The sequence below is a fragment of the Rickettsia tillamookensis genome (assembly GCF_016743795.2).
Taxonomy (GTDB): Bacteria; Pseudomonadota; Alphaproteobacteria; order Rickettsiales; family Rickettsiaceae; genus Rickettsia; species Rickettsia tillamookensis.
This window is the reverse complement of sequence record NZ_CP060138.2, coordinates 914419-931419: the sequence shown is the minus strand read 5'-3', so window position 1 is coordinate 931419 and position 17001 is coordinate 914419. Positions and strand designations below refer to the sequence as shown.

Here is a 17001-nt window from a genome sequence, read left to right as displayed (position 1 = left end):
GGCTACGTCGTCCTACAAGTACTACGGTGCTCACGTATTAAGTATACGCTCCGCTCCTCGTCTTATGGACTCCTTGCTCTTTTTGAAGTTGTGTCGAAGTATACCAACTTTTAAAACTGTACAAAATAGAAAATTAATTTATATTTTGTACAGGGCGAGTATGGTTGTTGGGTGGATCAATTTTACCTCTGTCATCCCGTTGCTTGACCACGGGATCCAGTTAAAAATACTAAAATTATTAGTATTTTTTATTGTTTTTATAGACCCCGTGGTCAAGCCACGGGGTGACAAATGAGGTTTACCGAACCACGTAACAATGCTGCTCGCAATGACAAAAAATAAGATAATATATGTTAAAGATAAAACAGGAAATATATAAAAATAGCTTACAAATAATATTAAAATTGCTGTTTGCTTTGCTATGTTTTTTTATAATATTATTTCCGTTAGTGAGTTATAAAATAAATATTCAAAGCAGAATTTTTCCAGCGATGGAAATTATATTTATTTATTATTTTATGTCGTTATATTCCTTAAATATTTTTAGCATATTTTTTCTCGGTTTATTTATAGATCAAGTAAGCGGTATGCCTATCGGTACAAATTCGTTAGTTTTTTTGTCGGCATATATAATATATAAACTCTCTTCAAAATTTTTTATAGCTAAAAACTATTTGATAAATTTTGTTGTTTTTTGTGTTTATTGTTTATTTATATTGAATTTAAAATATTTACTAATAACAATCAAGAAGCTAGAAGCAGAGGGATATTTAATAATTTTCTTTCAATTTTTAACAACTATATTTTCTTATAATATAGTTCGTCTTATAATTGACTCCCCTATGAATTACTTTAAAAAGTATGCTAAATAAAAAAATACTACATGGTGAGTTAATTTCACGAAGGGCCTTTATAATTGGACTCGGTAAACTCGGATTTTTATCGTTGCTTGGAATAAGAATGTTTTATTTACAGCTTATTAAAAGTGAAGAATATAAGACTTTATCGGATAAGAATCGTATTAATTTCGTGGTACTCCCGCCGACTAGAGGAAGGATTTACGATTTAGACGGCAATATTTTAGCTACTAATAAACCATGTTATCAGCTAGTAATAGATAGGAGCATTAATAATAATTATCGTGATGAATTAGAAATAATTAGTAATATTCTAAATTTATCTCCGGAAAAATATAATTATATTAAGCAAAAAATTAAAAAATCTAGTCTTCATACTCCTTTAATAATACTTGATCAGCTTGATTGGCAGCAAGTATCGATGATTGAAGAACAAAAGCATAAGCTGGCTTCAATATTTATCGATATAGGATATTTAAGGTTTTATCCTTTTTCAAGCACTACTTCTCATTTAATCGGTTATCTAGGTCAAATAAATGAACAAGAGAAGCAAGAGTTAAATATACATAGCTTAAGTGACTTTAATATTGGTAAATCCGGTATCGAAAAATATTACGATAATAAATTACGAGGTGAATTCGGTTATAAAAAAGTAGAAGTAAATGCTTATGGTAAACAGGTAAGAGAGATAGCAGGAACTCCTACTAAATCGGGTGAAGACATGTATTTAAATATCGATGCCTCTCTTCAGGAAAATATCCAGCAATATTTAAATCCTAAAGGTTCTTCGGCAATAGTTATGGATACTAGAACCGGGAGCATACTAATTTGTGCTTCCACACCAGGTTTTGAATCAAATAATTTCAGTAAATTATCAGAAAATTATTGGCAAAGTTTAATGAGCGATCCTTATAAGCCTTTAATTAATAAGGTAATACAAAGCTCGTATCCCCCAGGTTCGGTTTTTAAAATAATTACCGTACTTGCAGCCCTTGAAGTAGGTATTAATCCTAATAAAACCGTTTTTTGCGACGGTAGTTCTGCTCTTGGTACTAATAGCTTTAGATGTTGGAATCATAGCGGACACGGGACGGTAGATATGATGTCTGCTTTAAAGCATTCCTGTAATATTTATATGTATGAGTTAGCCAGAATAGTAGGTCCGGATAAAATTCTTGAAGTTGCAAGAGAATTTGGTCTTGGTTCAAAAACCGGTATTGATTTAGCTCCTGAAAGTAGCGGATTTGTACCGTCCAAAGAGTGGAAAAAGAAAAAATTAAAACTTCCTTGGTCAATAGGGGATAGTTTTAATTTAGCAATCGGGCAAGGATTTTTAGGAGTAACGCCGATGCAGCTTGCAAGATTTATTACGGCTATTGCAAGCAACGGTAAGCTATATACGCCTAGAATATTAAAAAATGATCCGGAATTTTATAATGTCAATATTAAGCCTGAAAATATCAAAATTATACAAGAAAGTTTGTATAATACCGTTAATGTTGCGGGAGGTACGGCGTATTATAATAGAATTTTAGGTGAAAATAGGCAGCTTGCCGGTAAAACCGGTACTTCTCAAGTACAAGGCAAACTAAATGCTAAAGACGATTTAAGCCGTGACTCTATTGCCTGGGAGAGGCGTAATCATGCCTTGTTCTTAGGCTTCGCACCTTATCACGATCCTCGTTATTCCGTTACCGTCTTTGTTGACCACGGAGGAGGAGGTAGTAAAGCCGCCGCCCCCATAGCTCGTAAAATCATGTCAGACGTGCTGGATAAGTATTTGTAAACTATATGATATAATTCAATAAATAAGCTAAAAATGAATAGGTAGGTTTATGGACGCAAAAAGAGATATTGGGGCTGAAATTTTGCAATCAATTCAAGATATAAAATTAAGAAAAGATCACTTAAAAATACAAAAAGATTTGGAAGACGCTGAAATTGCTTTACAAAGAATTAACGCCCTTGATTTTAAAACTTATACTACTGATGAAGTTAGGGAGTGGTTAAAAAAGAAAAAATAGCCTTGCTCTTTTCCAAATTGAGCTTCGTATACCTACTCTTTATTTATAATACATTAAAAATTTAAATTGATTTTTACCATAATTTATTTAAAAATATTTAAAATTAAATTAGGGTAAAATATGCTAGAAGAATTAACGCAAGAAGAAGAAACAAAGTTGTTTTTGAAATGTTATAAAGAAAGATACAATTTATTTGCAAAAGAATTAACGGAGTTACTTTTTAAATCGTGTAGAGAAAAATATAATGTATCTGAAAAAGAATTAGAATGGTTCTTTTCAGAGCTTTATAAAGAAAAATATAATTTATCCAATAGACAATTAGAAGAGTTATTTTTAGAAGTTTATAAAGAACACAATTTATCTGCAGAAGAGTTAAAGAAGTTATATTTTAAATTATACGAAGAAAACCGCAATTTATTTGAAGAAGAATTAAAAGAGTCATTTTTAGAATTATATAAAAAAAAGCATAATTTATTTGAAGAAGAATTAAAAGAGTCATTTTTAGAATTATATAAAAAAAAGCATAATTTATCTGAAGAAGAATTAAAAGAATTATTTTTAGAATTATATAAAGAACAACACAATTTATCCGAAGAAGAATTATTAGAATTTAAACACATTTATAATACCAAAGAAGTAGAATCACTAGTAGAAAGGGCTGCTTATTATGATTTGTTACCTGTAATAAAGTATTTTATTGAAAATGGAGGTAATCCATATTTTGTAATAGAAGAATTTGGTGAAGAAGTTACTATACTTAATATTGCTGCAAGAAAAGGATCTTTAGATATTATAAATTACTTATTTGATAATAATGTTTTTACCGTAGATCAAAGAGCTTCTGAAAATGCTAAAACGCCTTTTCATTCAGCCGTTGAAAGCGATAGCATTAAAGCTGTAGAGTTTTTACTGCAAAAAGGGGCAGATATTAATGCTGAATTTAACTGTGTAGGACAGGTAAAAACTGCTTGGTTGTTTGTTGTTCAGTTGAACTTTATAGAAATGGCTAAATTTCTTCTTAAGCACAATGTATGTATACCTGAATTATCGTATTCGTATAATGTGCCGGAACTTAAAGATTTTCTGTTACCCATAAAAAAGCTTGAGAATTTATACATCACCGCTCAAGGTAACGATTTTATTAATACTTATAACTCCTCAACTCCTGAAGTTCAAGCAATTTGGGATGCTAGAGTATCTTATTTAACTCACGAAAATAGTGGTACTACAATAGCAGGTGCAAGTTTAGATAATAATAATATTGCCGGTGATCATTCTTGATGATAGTTTATATTTTTGTATTTCTCTCATATTAAAAAATACTTTATTTTTGTTAGTATTTTGTGTTATTAATAGTTGCGAATAATATTTATGGTAATAACATGTCTAAGAAAAAGCAGGACGATCAAATAATAAAAGACTTAGAGGAAAGACTAGCAAAACTTAAAGGTACTCCTCCATCGCTCGAAGAATTAGAAGAAAGGTTTGCAAAGCTCCAAGATAGACCTTATATCCCCACAAAAAAATCCGATGATGAGGTAGATAAGCTAGTTGAGAAGATACAATCCGAGGTTAAACTAGAGCAAAAAAGTAAAGCTCTCAATGCTCAAAAAGACCAAGAAATACGTGATAGGCTAGATAAATTAAGAGAAGATAGTCCTATAACACGAAACAAAACATCTATAAATCTTTCTTTTAATGATACTAAATCAATAATTACCGATACTATAGATGCTCAGGCAGATATAACTAGTTCATATGCTAAGCGATCTACTGATTTAAAGGAAAAAAAAGCATTATTTAATTTAGCTAATAATCTAATTGAAGCTAGAGATATTATTAGAGATACACCTCCTGTATCTAAAGAATATGAGCCTAAAATATTAGATGTTATTGCTAATGGGCTTGGTAAAATTTATGAAGGAATAAAGAAAATAGCTTCGCCTGCAGTTAATATTATAAAAGAAATAGGTAGTAGTCTTGTTAATTCGATTAAATCACTTCCTCAAAAATCTTCCAAGCAACAAATAAAAGAATCTAAAATAAAATTAAAGAAGTTATATAAAACATATGTTGATTTGAAAGGAGTAAAGCCAAAAATAAAAGAAGAGTTTCTTAAAAAACATTATGAGCAAATTGATCAGCTACAAACTCCTAAGGAGATATTTGTAGAAACTGCTAAAATTACTAAATCTATAAGGATAGCCGGAAGACAAAAGATAAATAATCTTAAACAACAACGAATTATTAATAGAATGAAGAAGCACAGTCCTACTGCTTTTATAAATAATAATTCATTTACACCGTCTAATACTCCTACTAATAAAGGAAAATCTTTAAAGAGCCACCAAAGGTAAATATACCAATATTTTTCTGTAGAGATATTATTGACATTATACGTCACTGACGTATAATGTTTATATGGAATATATAGAATCCCCTTTATTTAATAAATTATTGAATTCATATTTTACAGATGATGAGTATGCAAATTTTCAATGGCACTTGTCACTACATCCTAAATCAGGAGATGTTATAATAGGTAGTGGTGGACTTAGAAAAATACGCTGGATGGCTAAAGGGCGGGGAAAACGTAGTGGGGTTCGTATAATTTATTATTATAAAAGTAAAGAAGAACAGATATGGTTATTAACCATATATACAAAAAATGAAGCTGAAAATATTCCAGCTTCTGTTTTAAAAAAAATAAAAGAGGAATTGGGTTTATGAACGTAAAAAGAGATATTGGAGCTGAAATTTTGCAATCGATTCAAGATATAAAATTAGGAAAAGGACAAATAAAGAAAATAGAGACAAAAGAAGATATAGTGGATATCAGAAAACACTTACATCTCTCTCAATCAGCTTTTGCCGTACTTATGGGAGTTAATGTAAGAACATTACAAGAATGGGAACAAGGAAGACGCAAACCTACCGGCTCCGCTATATCTTTATTAAAAATAGCCTCCAAATATCCTAAAGTTTTTATTAATTATTCTCATAATTAATAATTCTAACTTTAATTAGGATTATCCACTCCTTTCATTCCGTTTGTCTTAGCCTTATCAAATGAAGTATCTTTAATTGTTGCTTCGGTAAAATCGGCATTTGTTAGGTCAGAGTTACTAAAGCCCGCCTGATCAATTTTAGCTGATTTAAATATGCTATCTGTTAATATTGAGTTTGAAAAATCTGTTTTAGTAAGTATTGCTGCAGAAAAATTAGCCTCTTTTAAAATAGAATTTTTTATTACCGTATTTGTTAAATTAGCATTTTTAAAGATACTATTTGAAAAATCTGTTCCATTAAATACTAAACTACTTAAGTCAAGATTTGTTAAATTTATATTTGTTAAGTTAGTTATTTTTTGCAAATCTTTTACCGAATTTATTACTATATTATTTGGTGGAATTTTGCTCGAATTATCGTTATTTAAAATAATATTATTAGAAACATTAGTATTAATAAAACCGGAATATGCTTGGTAGTTAATATTATTTATTTGTGAATTAGAAAGGACGGAGTTAATAACCGTAGTATTTGTTAGATTAGAATTTATTAGAGCTACTTGGTTTAAATTACCTAAAGTAATTTTAACATCTGAAAAATTTACGTTTTGTATTAAAGATTTAGAAAAATTTACATTATTAAATTGTCCGTTAGTTATATTTGAGTTTATTATTTCACTGCTGTTTAAGTCAGTATTAATCACTATAAATTGTTTAAAATCATTATTGCTAAAAATATTATTAGTATAGCTTATATTATCTAAAGTAATATTTGAGCCTTTAGTTTTATTAATCCTTACAAAATTAGCATTACTATTTTTTATTGATAAATTATTAAATTTGTTATCGTTTAGACTCATATTATTTAATATAGCATTATCGATTTTAAAATGATTTAAAACTGAACTACTAATTGTACTATTTTGTAAATCGCATTTAGTAAGGCTAATATTCTGTAATGTTGAATCTTGAAAGGAAGCGTATGAAAAGAAAGAGTTATTACTTTGTACGTTATTAAAGTTTACTTCATTAAAAATACTTTGTGTGAAGTTAGAATCCTTAATTATTACTGCTGTTAATTTAGTTTGACTTAGGTCGCTAGATTCAAAATAATTATTAGTAAAATTGGTATTATTTATTACACTTTTTTCTAAATCCGTACCGTAAAATATTGAATTTGTTATATTAGTATTTTTAAAGCTATTATTCTTTAGGTTAGTTTTTTGAAAATTAACACCGTCGATAGTGCTATTGCTCCATAATACATGACTAAATTTAGAATTTTCAAAGTTAACATTTATTATAGTAGTTTTATTAAAAGCAGTATCGCTAAAATTTGATTGAACAAAATTTGTATTTTGTAATGTTATATTGTTAAAAATTGAACCTTGAAAGTCAGAATTATACCCGGAAATATTTTTTATTACTGAATCTGCAAAATTACTTTCTTGAATTATAGCATTTGTAAGTATAGCTTTTTCTAAATTACTACCTGCAAAATCAGCACGTAATATTTCGCAGGAAGTTAAATCTATTCCTGATAAATCTTCATTTATTAGCTTTACTCCTATTAATTTGACTCCTTTTAAATTTGAACCGAACTTCTCTTTAAGGTTCACTTTAAGGTTTTTAGAATTTTGCGATATTATATAATTCCGAATTACCGTGCTTTGGTTATCCGTAAGTAATCCATTCGCATCACGAGTAGATTCGGAGCAGCTGCTTAATAACAAATAAATAGTAATTATTGATATGACTTTAAGCATTTGCTTCCTCATATTCTTCTTCATTTATTCTATTTGTAGGAGGTATATGTAAGCTTAATAATTTTAATTTACGATGCAAAGCCGATCTTTCCATACCGACAAATGAGGATGTTTTTGAAATATTATTATTAAAACGACTCATTTGTGCCGATAGATATTGACGTTCAAAAACTTCTCTAGCTTCTCTAAGAGGCATAGATAACATATCAAAACTATCTTCAAGTTTTGTGAGATTAGCACTATTTGCTAATATTTCGGAAGGTATCATATAAGGTTTGATAATTTCATTATTACCTGTAGTTAATGGATTCATAATTAAAGTCCATTCAACTACATTACGTAATTGTCTAATATTACCAGGCCATTCATAGGATTGAAGAGCAGCGATAGTTTCATCAGCAAAGTTACGTTCTTTTAAACCTGAAAATTTTGAAAGTTGCTTAACAAAATATTTAACGAGTAGCGGTATATCTTCTTTTCTCTCATATAATGAAGGTACTTTTAGAGAGGATACATTAAGGCGATAATATAGATCTTCTAGGAATTTGCCGTTATTAACTTCATCTTGAATATTTTTAGAAGTACCGGTGATAATTTTTATATCAACTTTAATATTTTTTCCACAAGGTTTTGTAATAGTTTGGTCTTTAAGGAATTTTAATAATTTCACCTGGATAGGAATAGGAATATTGCTGACCTCATCTATATATAAAGTACCGTTATTGGCAAATTCTAAGATAGTAGGGCGTTTGGTATTATTTTCCTGCTTTTCCGATTCGCCGAATAATTCTTGATTGATTTTTTCCGTAGTCATACAGGTAGGGCTAAAAATAATGAATGGATTATTAACTCTTTTAGATTGTTTATGAATTAACCTTGCTGCAAGTTCTTTACCACTACCGACTTTACCGTGAATCATTATACGACTGCTAGAGCTAGCTGCCTTTTCTATTTCCATTTTATATTTTAAAGTTACCGAACATCCACCTACTAATTCAGTTTTATCTATAACTTTTGATTTTAAATCTATATTTTCGCGTTTTAACTTTGTTACTTCGCAAGCTCTTTTAAGTAAAATAACTAATTTATCATTATTAAAAGGTTTTTCTATATAATCGTAAGCACCCATTTTTATAGCATTTACTGCTGTTTCTATAGTACCGTGACCGCTAATAATTATTACCGGCATTAAAGGATAGCGTTTTTTAATTATCTCTAAAATCCCAAGCCCGTCAATTTCGCTTCCTTGAAGCCAAATATCAAGTATAACTGCAGAGACCGGTTTTTCGGAAAGTATTTTAAGGGCTTGAGTACTATTAGCGGCAACCTTAGGATTGAAACCTTCATCTTTCAAATTTGCAGCAATGAGATTTCGTATACTCTCTTCATCGTCTACTATTAAAACATCTAGTTGTGACATTACAATTTACCTTAAAAATATTAATACTAGGTTCTTGCGTACAATTTCTAATTGATTTACTAGTTTTACGATATTTTTTAGCAAAAATTAATAAGATTTTTGAAAGAATTAGTTATTCATATTTCAAGAAAATCTTATAATTTGCAGCACAAAATAGCCAAAATTAAATCTTTTTAGAAATCGTATGTAAGAACCTAAATATATACGTTAATGCCGAATGTAAAAGAAAGCAACATTTTTTTATAACATTTTTGTCACAATAGCTATTTATAATGTAAAGGTTGGCCTAGAGACCACCAGTTAAAATTTATTTACTGATGGCCTCTTAGATTACATAATATTAAAATTATTTAAGGAATTTTAATTAATTTTATTTGCAGTTTGTAAGATTGTAAGGGATTATATATAATGATGATGTGTTGATACCAAATCGTCATTGCGAGGAGCGAAGCAACGTGGCAATCTCGTGCAAAAATCCTGAGATTGCTTCATCGAATTACTTTGTAATTCTTCTCGCAATGACGGAAAAACCAATTTTAAAAATTATGCTTAACATCTTTCTAATTATTATTTCATTATTTATTTGCTTAATAACCTACCTATTTATCAGAAAAACGGATATTTTTACTAAGCTATTAATTCTAAACAGTTTTACGGCTATTATTAGCTTGTTTATTTGTTGCTTAGGGCTGTATTCAGGAAATAGTTCATATTTGGATATAGCAATTATTTACTTTCTTTTAAGCTTTATAGCAACAAACGGTTATTTAAAATATTTTATACATGACTCCAATAGAAACAAAACAGATTAATACGATCATTTTAGGTTGTGGTCTTAGCGGTATGCTAACTGCTCTTTCTTTTGCAAAAAAAGGCATAGAAACTACTATATTTGAGAGTAAATCGGTAAAAAGCCCGGAGTTTTTTAAAGATATAAGAACGACTGCTTTAACGCCGCATTCTAAAAATTTCTTATCCTCTATTGATATATGGAAAGATTTGGAAGAATGTGTTGCAGGAATGCAAGATGTATATGTAGTCGACAATAAAGCATCCGAGATATTAGACTTACGAAATGATGATGATAGTTTGCTCGGCTATGTAGTTCAAAATAGCGATTTTAAAAAAATATTATTATCAAAAGTAACTAATAATCCATTGATAACATTAATTGATAATAAACAATATCAAGAAGTTATAAGTCATAATGACTACTCGATTATAAAATTTGATGACGAACAAATTAAATGTAACTTATTAATTATATGTGACGGAGCAAATTCAAAAGTGAGGTCTCATTACTTTGCTAATGAAATTGAGAAACCTTATCAAACTGCCCTTACATTTAATATTAAGCATGAAAAGCCGCATGAAAATTGTGCTATGGAGCATTTCCTGCCGCTTGGTCCTTTTGCTTTGCTGCCTTTAAAAGATCAATATACTTCATCCGTAATATGGTCGACTTCTCCTGATCAGGCTGCTTTAATTGTTAATTTGCCCGTAGAAGAAGTTAGATTTTTAACTCAAAGAAATGCTGGTAATTCCCTAGGTAAAGTTACTATTGATAGTGAGATTAGTAGTTTTCCGCTAAAAGCTCGTATAGCAAATAGATATTTTCATAATAAGATAGTGCTTATTGCCGACACTGCTCACACAGTACATCCTTTAGCAGGACAGGGGCTTAATCAGGGTATAAAGGATATAGAGACTTTGAGTATAATTGTTAGTAATAATGGTACATTACAAGAATATCAAAAGCTAAGGCAAGAGGATAATTTTATTATGTATAAGCTGACTGATGAGTTAAATAATATTTTTTCAAATTATTCCAAAAATTTAAGATGTTTAAGACAAATAGGATTTAAGGCGATAAATAATTTTAAACCTGTAAAAACCTTGATTACTAACTATGCGATGGGGAAGAGATAATATGTCATCCCGTGGCCCCTCCACGGGATCCAGTCTTTTTTAATTGTTTTTGGATCCCGTGGTCAAGCCACGGGACGACAATGATATATAATTTTATGAGATATTCATGAGTAAAGAAAATTTAAGCAGTAAATCATCTATTAATACTCCTGAAGAAGGAGTAAAAAATGCAGCAGAAGATAATAAGCTTAAATCTTCAATAAATACCCCTGAAAGAGTAGAGCCTTTAGAAGTAGTACAAACAAAAGCTTCTGAGCCTCCACGGGAACGGCAATCGCAAAATAAGCCGGCAGGAAAAAGAACGCTGAAAGAGGATACGGCACTTTACGGTGCTAGAGTCGCTCGTGCCGGAATCGCTGCAAGTGGAGTAGCAATCGAAGTGGTAAAGGAGGGTAGTAAAGTTATCGCTAATCCTACTCATATAGTAGAAGGAGTAATTAACGTTGGAGAAAAAGTAGCAAAAGCTTATGATCCGGTTGATAAACTTCAGCAAGGTGCAAAAATTAAAGAAAAAGGTGCACCAAGCCCCGGTGTTGTCGATAAGGTGCTTGATAAAATAAAAACTTTACCGGGTGCTGAAAGGGCAGTAAATGTATTAGAGACAACATATAAAACATTGGGGAGTAAGGCAGTAAAACGTACGGCAAAAATTGGTGGTGTCATGGTGTCGTTAGCCCTTAACCCGACGCCAGTTGGACTTGGTCTTGCTGCACTTTCTTTATCAGCTGTTGCTTATAATGTCGGAAAAGAAACTTTAGAAGTAAGAGAAGATAAGCATTTAGATAGAGAGAAAATATTAAAGCTAATTATGTAAAGCAAGCAGAGTTAGTAGTTGCTACTCAAATAGATAAAGGAAAAGATAGTTCTGCACTTAAAAATTTTTTGGATACTAAATTACCTAAAATTTATCAAGAAACTCCTGAACCTAAAAAGTTAAATACTACGAGAACTAAAGAAATTTTAAAGGCAGTTCGGGATAATGTTTTAGAAGTAGCAGCATTAGTGGCACAAGCAAGTTCAGCAGGTGGTATTATAACCGGTTTAGCAGCTGGTTTTATTGGAGGAGGAAGTAATGTTATAGGTGAAGCAGACACAAAATTAGTACGTATGGAACGAAAAAAAGATAAAATAAACCAAATAAATAGTTTAAAAACATCAATAGGAAATTATGAAGATAAGAAAGACTTGCTTGAAAAAGAAAGGCAAGCAAAAATAGATACCAAAGCCTTAGAAGAGTTTTTAGCTACAACCCCTAAAATTGATCAATTAAGTGAGGGGCAGTTAAAAGAACATTTTAATGTAACTAGAGCAAAGGTTGCAGAGAGACCTGAATTCGCTCCTCCTGCTGAAAAAACTAATTTTGAAAAAGCTAAATCAGCAGTAAAAGCAGGAGTCGGTTATTTTGTTGAATCGCAATTTGGGGATTTAAAAGAAATATACGGTAAAAAGGAAGAAATATCTCCATCTTATATAAATCTAAATGTTGGTAATAAAGTAAAACCTGAACAAAACAAGGCACGTGGGCAAGCACAGCAGCAAGCACACCATATGCAAGAGAATTTGTCACACGGTAAGGGGGTTCGTTATGGTACTAGCTCACCATCATCGCAATCAACACCAAATGCTTCAAAACATCATGAATCTTCTAGAGGCGTTTGATTGTTAGTTAAAGCTTATAATAGTGTAATAGACTATATTTTGCCGCAGAGATGTTTAAGCTGTTCGGAAATATTAGGGGGGAACGGTGAATTTTGTAGCGATTGTTGGAAGAAGCTCGAGTTTATAGCAAGACCCTATTGCAGTATATGTGGACAAAGATTTAGTATAAAAATTTTAGATAACTGTATTTGTGGAAATTGTTATAGCAACAAACCTAATTATAATTTAGCACGTAGCTTATTTAAGTTTAATGAGCATAGCAAAAAAATAGTTCATCAGTTTAAATATCAGGATAAGACGATATTTGCTAAGACCTTTGCGAAGCTTTTATATAATAGATATAGCGAGGATATAAAAGATATTGATTTAATCATACCTGTACCTATGAATAGATTTAAGAGGTTACTACGAATGTATAATCCTGCTCATATTCTAGCTATTGAAATTGCAAAAGTTACCGATAAAATGTTAAAAGCCGATATTTTAACTAAATCAAAATGGACCAAGTCTCAGACTTTTCTTTCACGAAAACAACGCAAAAATAATATAAATGGTAGTATCAAATTTAACACAAAATATAATATTGTAAGTAAAAAAATCTTATTAGTCGATGATGTCGTTACCACCGGTGTTACTATAAATGAATGTGCTAAAATTTTACAACAAGCGGGGGCAGGGTCGGTATATGTGATGAGTGTTGCTATGACCTAGATTTTTCATCTGTCATACCGTGGCTTGTCCACGGTATCCAGTCTTTTTTAATTGTTTTATGGACCCCGTGGTCAAGCCACGGGGTGACACAGAAGGTAATTTATGCAAAATGAAATAAAGAAAGTTTGTGTTATCGGTTCTGGAGTTATGGGTTCAGGGATTGCAGCGTTGATTGCTAATTCGTCTCATAAAGTCGTATTACTTGATATTATCGCTAAAGATTCCGATGATCCGAATAAAATAGTCAAAACTGCCGTGGAAAATTTGCATAAACAAAAACCTCCTCCTTTGTCTTTTCCGGATAAAGCAAATTTCATTACTCTAGGTAATTTGGAACATGATTTAGATTTAATTAAAGAATGTGATCTAGTTATTGAAGTTATTGTTGAGAAGTTAGAAATCAAACACCAATTATATAGCAAAATTATTCCTTATCTTAAAGAAGATGCAATTATTGCTTCGAATACTTCTACATTACCGCTTAAAAGGCTCAAAGAAAATTTACCGGATAATATTAAATCTAGATTCGTTATTACGCATTTCTTCAATCCGCCAAGATATATGGAACTGCTTGAGTTAATTATAGACCCTACGGTAAAGCCTGAAGTAATAGAAAGAGTCTCAGGGTTTTTAAGCAAAATGCTTGGTAAGACTATAGTAAAATGTAACGATACGCCCGGTTTTATTGCTAATAGAGTAGGGTGTTTTTTACTTGAATTAGTGGTTCGCAAAGCGATAAATCAAAAACTTGATTTTGTTACTATAGATAAAATATTTACTTCATGTCTGGGACTACCTAGTACGGGAATTTTCGGTTTATATGATCTTATCGGACATGACGTAATGAAGTTAATTTCAAGCTCATTAGTTGCCTCTCTTGACTCAAATGATGCTTATCATAAAATATATGTAAATACCCCTGTTCTTGATAAGATGATTGAGCAGAAATTAATTGGGCGTAAAGGCGGCGGTGGATTTTATCGCTTATCGGTATCAAACGGTAAGAAAATTAAGGAAGTTATCAATATAAATGATTTATCTTATAACTCTGTTCAAAAAGTAGAGACAGAGTTTAATAACCTTGATGAGCTTCTTGCAAGCAATTCGGTTTACGGTAAATTTTTTACCGAAATTATCACGGAATTTTATATTTATTTAGTAAGCTTAGTACCATCTGTAACCGATAATATCTATGATATCGATGCTGCTATGAAGCTTGGTTATAGCTGGAAATACGGTCCATTTGAATTATTGACTATCGCCGCTAAAGACGGTTGGGATTCGGTAATTAAAAATGCTGATTTAATGCATCTCTCGCTTCCTCCATATTTATCCAATAAAGAATATCAAAAAATTGATAAGCAAAAATTTAATCCTCACAAGGATATTTTAAAAGAGAGTCAGATAATATTAGAAAATGATTCTGCAAAGCTAATAAATTATCGTGAGAATTTCATTTTTATTATTACTACAAAAATGAATTGTTTAAACCATAATGTGTTTTATTTGCTACAAGAAGCAGCAAGTAAAGCCGAAAATGACGGCAAGAATCTTTATATTTATCCGCAAGGAAATAATTTTTCTGCCGGTGCAGATTTAAAGCTTCTTCTTTCTTATATTGAAGACGATAATTTTCATGATCTAGAAAATTTATTAAAAGTTGGACAGCAAACTATGCTGCACTTAAAATATTCAGGGATTCATATTGTTAGTTGTGCTAAAGGAGTAGCACTTGGAGGTGGATGTGAGCTACTATTGCACTCAAGCTATATTGTAGCAAATCAGGAACTTAGCACTGGACTTGTAGAACTTGGCGTCGGTTTAATACCGGGATGGGGCGGTGTTACTGAAATGTTTGCTCGAAGCAAGGGAGATAAAGCTAAATTAATTAGAAATATCAGAAATATTATAGAGCAGAATAAAACAAGCTCGGCAGATTACTTTAAAGCAGATTATGATATAGAGAATATACAAGTAAATATAAACAAGCATTATATTTTAGATGAAGCTTTAAAATTAAACATATCTAAAAAGATAGTACCGATTCCGCATAAAATTACTTTGCCTAAAATAAATTTAGCAAATGAAATAGATACGTCAAAATATAATGAGCTACAAAATAAAGTACTTGCTGAGTTCCAAAATATTATTGATAAACATAACGAAACGAATGAGGAAGAGTTATTAGAATATGAGCGGAAAATATTTTTAGAACTTGCAAAAGATCCAAAAACGATCGAGAAACTGAGAGTATTTTAAGAGTCAAAAAATAAAAATTTTAAGTTTTAATAAAAAGTTATTGAGTAATATATCATATATGATATATTACTCATATGAAAAAATGGACCATAACATTTATAAATAAAGCTGCAGAAAAAGAAGTGAAAAAACTTAGTTATGATCTGCAAGCTGATTTTTTATACGTATGTGAATTGTTGATTGAGTTTAGTCTATATAATGTAGGGATGCCGCATACAAAAAATATAGAGGATAAGTTTTGGGAGCTAAGATTATGTGGTAAAGATAATATAGCACGGTCAATATATTATTTAGCTAAAGACAAGCAAATAGTAATATTGCATAGCTTCGTCAAGAAAACGAAAAAAACTCCTAAAACTGCCATTTTAATAGCTAAAACTAGATTAAAAGAAGGTTTTAATGAAAAACTTTAATGAGTTTAAAAAAGAGTTATTATTGAACTCTAAAGTAGCGAAAGCTTATGAGGAAAAAAAAATAGAATTTGAGATAGCAAAGGCTTTAATAAAAGCCCGTCTTGCATCACATATGACTCAAGCTGATGTTGCTAAAAAAATGTCTACCTCTCAGGCTCAAATAGCAAGAATGGAAAGTGGGCATCATCTTCCTAATTTTTTAAGTCTTCAAAAATATGCTAAAGCGGTAAAACAAGAAATTAATTTGCTAATTACTCCATAAATCGCCTATTTTATTATAAACTACAGTTAATTTTCTATCGAAAGTTAAGGCATTAACATATTTTAACATAGCATCGATATAATAGCCTGCTTCCTTCATATGCTAAACTTTCTTCATATAGTTCTGTTGCATTCATAGTTTACATTTCATTTGATCGTCTGTGTTTCCTAAAGTAGTTAGTGCATCTTCTTCAAGAATTTTATACAGGTCTATTTTTTGCCAATATTGAACAAATCCTTCTTTAACGGGAAGCCATAAATGTGGATGAGGCGGTATTTCCTCTGCTAAATAAGTTGTTAAAATTTTCAATGCTTGCTCTTGCTTGTGATCCCCAAGTTTTATCTTATTAGTTTGAACTAAATTTTTTAATGTATTTATTTCTTTGGCAGTAGCATATCTTACATCTAAATAATCGACACCGCTATTTTTTAAATTTTCATTGCTCAACAACGTAGGTATATAATAGGAATCTGCTTTGCTAAATATATCAAGTTTTAATACTATTTCACCGTCACAACTATTATTGCCTACATATGAAGTCCATATATCTGCTATAGGATTTACTATAGCAAAAGTTACATTATCACCAAATATATTTGCTTCTTCTCTTCCATAATAAGCATTTGTAGTAGAATAGGCGATAATAATTCTCCCTAAAACATAAGCCTCTTTGGCTTTTGTAATTTTTATCAT

At 30.6% G+C, this 17001-nt stretch carries 18 protein-coding genes and 1 pseudogene; 16 read left to right on the top strand and 3 right to left on the bottom strand.

Features of this window, described 5'->3' with window-relative positions; all coding sequences use genetic code 11:
* The first annotated feature begins 350 nt into the window (after window positions 1-350).
* The 7 genes from H6P87_RS04535 to H6P87_RS04505 all read left to right on the top strand — a co-directional run bounded on the left by H6P87_RS04535 (window position 351) and on the right by H6P87_RS04505 (window position 5889).
* The gene (locus tag H6P87_RS04535) at window positions 351-872 is read left to right on the top strand and encodes a hypothetical protein (protein WP_202068612.1); all 522 of its coding nucleotides are present in this window, start codon (window positions 351-353) and stop codon (window positions 870-872) included.
* Window positions 862-2643, top strand: a complete 1782-nt coding sequence (gene mrdA, locus H6P87_RS04530) for a penicillin-binding protein 2 (RefSeq protein ID WP_202068606.1) — start codon at window positions 862-864, stop codon at window positions 2641-2643. Before H6P87_RS04535 ends, mrdA begins: the two co-directional genes overlap by 11 nt.
* Before the next feature lie 49 nt (window positions 2644-2692).
* A complete protein-coding gene (locus tag H6P87_RS04525; protein ID WP_202068598.1) occupies window positions 2693-2881 on the top strand; it encodes a hypothetical protein in 189 nt (62 codons plus the stop codon).
* A gap of 120 nt (window positions 2882-3001) precedes the next feature.
* Window positions 3002-4162, top strand: a complete 1161-nt coding sequence (locus H6P87_RS04520) for an ankyrin repeat domain-containing protein (RefSeq protein ID WP_202068597.1) — start codon at window positions 3002-3004, stop codon at window positions 4160-4162.
* 101 nt (window positions 4163-4263) lie between these two features.
* Window positions 4264-5238 (top strand): hypothetical protein, encoded by a 975-nt coding sequence (locus H6P87_RS04515; RefSeq protein WP_202070131.1) that lies wholly within the window; start codon window positions 4264-4266, stop codon window positions 5236-5238.
* A 64-nt stretch (window positions 5239-5302) separates the two neighbouring features.
* Window positions 5303-5611, top strand: coding sequence for a transcriptional regulator (locus tag H6P87_RS04510; protein ID WP_202068595.1), 309 nt, complete (start codon window positions 5303-5305; stop codon window positions 5609-5611).
* Window positions 5608-5889, top strand: coding sequence for a helix-turn-helix domain-containing protein (locus H6P87_RS04505; RefSeq protein WP_202068593.1), 282 nt, complete (start codon window positions 5608-5610; stop codon window positions 5887-5889). The genes H6P87_RS04510 and H6P87_RS04505 overlap by 4 nt, the downstream gene beginning before the upstream one ends.
* Window positions 5890-5900: 11 nt before the next feature.
* Here the strand turns inward: H6P87_RS04505 and H6P87_RS04500 are convergent, their stop codons facing one another.
* Together H6P87_RS04500 and H6P87_RS04495 are read right to left on the bottom strand one after the other, a co-directional pair.
* The gene (locus H6P87_RS04500; RefSeq protein WP_202068586.1) at window positions 5901-7655 is read right to left on the bottom strand and encodes a pentapeptide repeat-containing protein; all 1755 of its coding nucleotides are present in this window, start codon (window positions 7653-7655) and stop codon (window positions 5901-5903) included.
* A complete protein-coding gene (locus H6P87_RS04495) occupies window positions 7648-9075 on the bottom strand; it encodes a sigma-54-dependent transcriptional regulator (protein WP_011271221.1) in 1428 nt (475 codons plus the stop codon). The genes H6P87_RS04500 and H6P87_RS04495 overlap by 8 nt, the downstream gene beginning before the upstream one ends.
* A 545-nt stretch (window positions 9076-9620) precedes the next feature.
* Here H6P87_RS04495 and H6P87_RS04490 point away from each other — a divergent pair.
* The 9 genes and pseudogenes from H6P87_RS04490 to H6P87_RS04450 all read left to right on the top strand — a co-directional run bounded on the left by H6P87_RS04490 (window position 9621) and on the right by H6P87_RS04450 (window position 16308).
* Window positions 9621-9887, top strand: a complete 267-nt coding sequence (locus H6P87_RS04490) for a monovalent cation/H+ antiporter complex subunit F (protein ID WP_202068577.1) — start codon at window positions 9621-9623, stop codon at window positions 9885-9887.
* Complete coding sequence (gene ubiH, locus H6P87_RS04485) at window positions 9859-11004, top strand: 2-octaprenyl-6-methoxyphenyl hydroxylase (RefSeq protein ID WP_202068567.1); 1146 nt, start codon at window positions 9859-9861, stop codon at window positions 11002-11004. The genes H6P87_RS04490 and ubiH overlap by 29 nt, the downstream gene beginning before the upstream one ends.
* A gap of 106 nt (window positions 11005-11110) precedes the next feature.
* Window positions 11111-11375: pseudogene (locus H6P87_RS04480) on the top strand (hypothetical protein).
* Window positions 11376-11383: 8 nt separating this feature from the next.
* On the top strand, window positions 11384-11818 hold the full coding sequence (locus H6P87_RS04475) for a hypothetical protein (RefSeq protein ID WP_246437758.1): 435 nt from the start codon (window positions 11384-11386) through the stop codon (window positions 11816-11818).
* 68 nt (window positions 11819-11886) lie between these two features.
* On the top strand, window positions 11887-12663 hold the full coding sequence (locus H6P87_RS04470) for a hypothetical protein (protein ID WP_246437756.1): 777 nt from the start codon (window positions 11887-11889) through the stop codon (window positions 12661-12663).
* Window positions 12664-13374, top strand: a complete 711-nt coding sequence (locus tag H6P87_RS04465) for a ComF family protein (RefSeq protein ID WP_246437754.1) — start codon at window positions 12664-12666, stop codon at window positions 13372-13374.
* 102 nt (window positions 13375-13476) lie between these two features.
* Window positions 13477-15633, top strand: coding sequence for a 3-hydroxyacyl-CoA dehydrogenase/enoyl-CoA hydratase family protein (locus H6P87_RS04460; RefSeq protein ID WP_202068565.1), 2157 nt, complete (start codon window positions 13477-13479; stop codon window positions 15631-15633).
* Between the two features lie 74 nt (window positions 15634-15707).
* Window positions 15708-16046, top strand: a complete 339-nt coding sequence (locus H6P87_RS04455) for a type II toxin-antitoxin system RelE/ParE family toxin (RefSeq protein ID WP_202068564.1) — start codon at window positions 15708-15710, stop codon at window positions 16044-16046.
* Window positions 16033-16308, top strand: coding sequence for a helix-turn-helix domain-containing protein (locus H6P87_RS04450; protein WP_202068562.1), 276 nt, complete (start codon window positions 16033-16035; stop codon window positions 16306-16308). Before H6P87_RS04455 ends, H6P87_RS04450 begins: the two co-directional genes overlap by 14 nt.
* Before the next feature lie 132 nt (window positions 16309-16440).
* On the opposite strand, the gene H6P87_RS04445 is transcribed toward H6P87_RS04450, so the two are convergent.
* Entirely contained in the window at window positions 16441-17001 is a 561-nt protein-coding gene (locus H6P87_RS04445) for a hypothetical protein (protein WP_202068560.1), read from the bottom strand.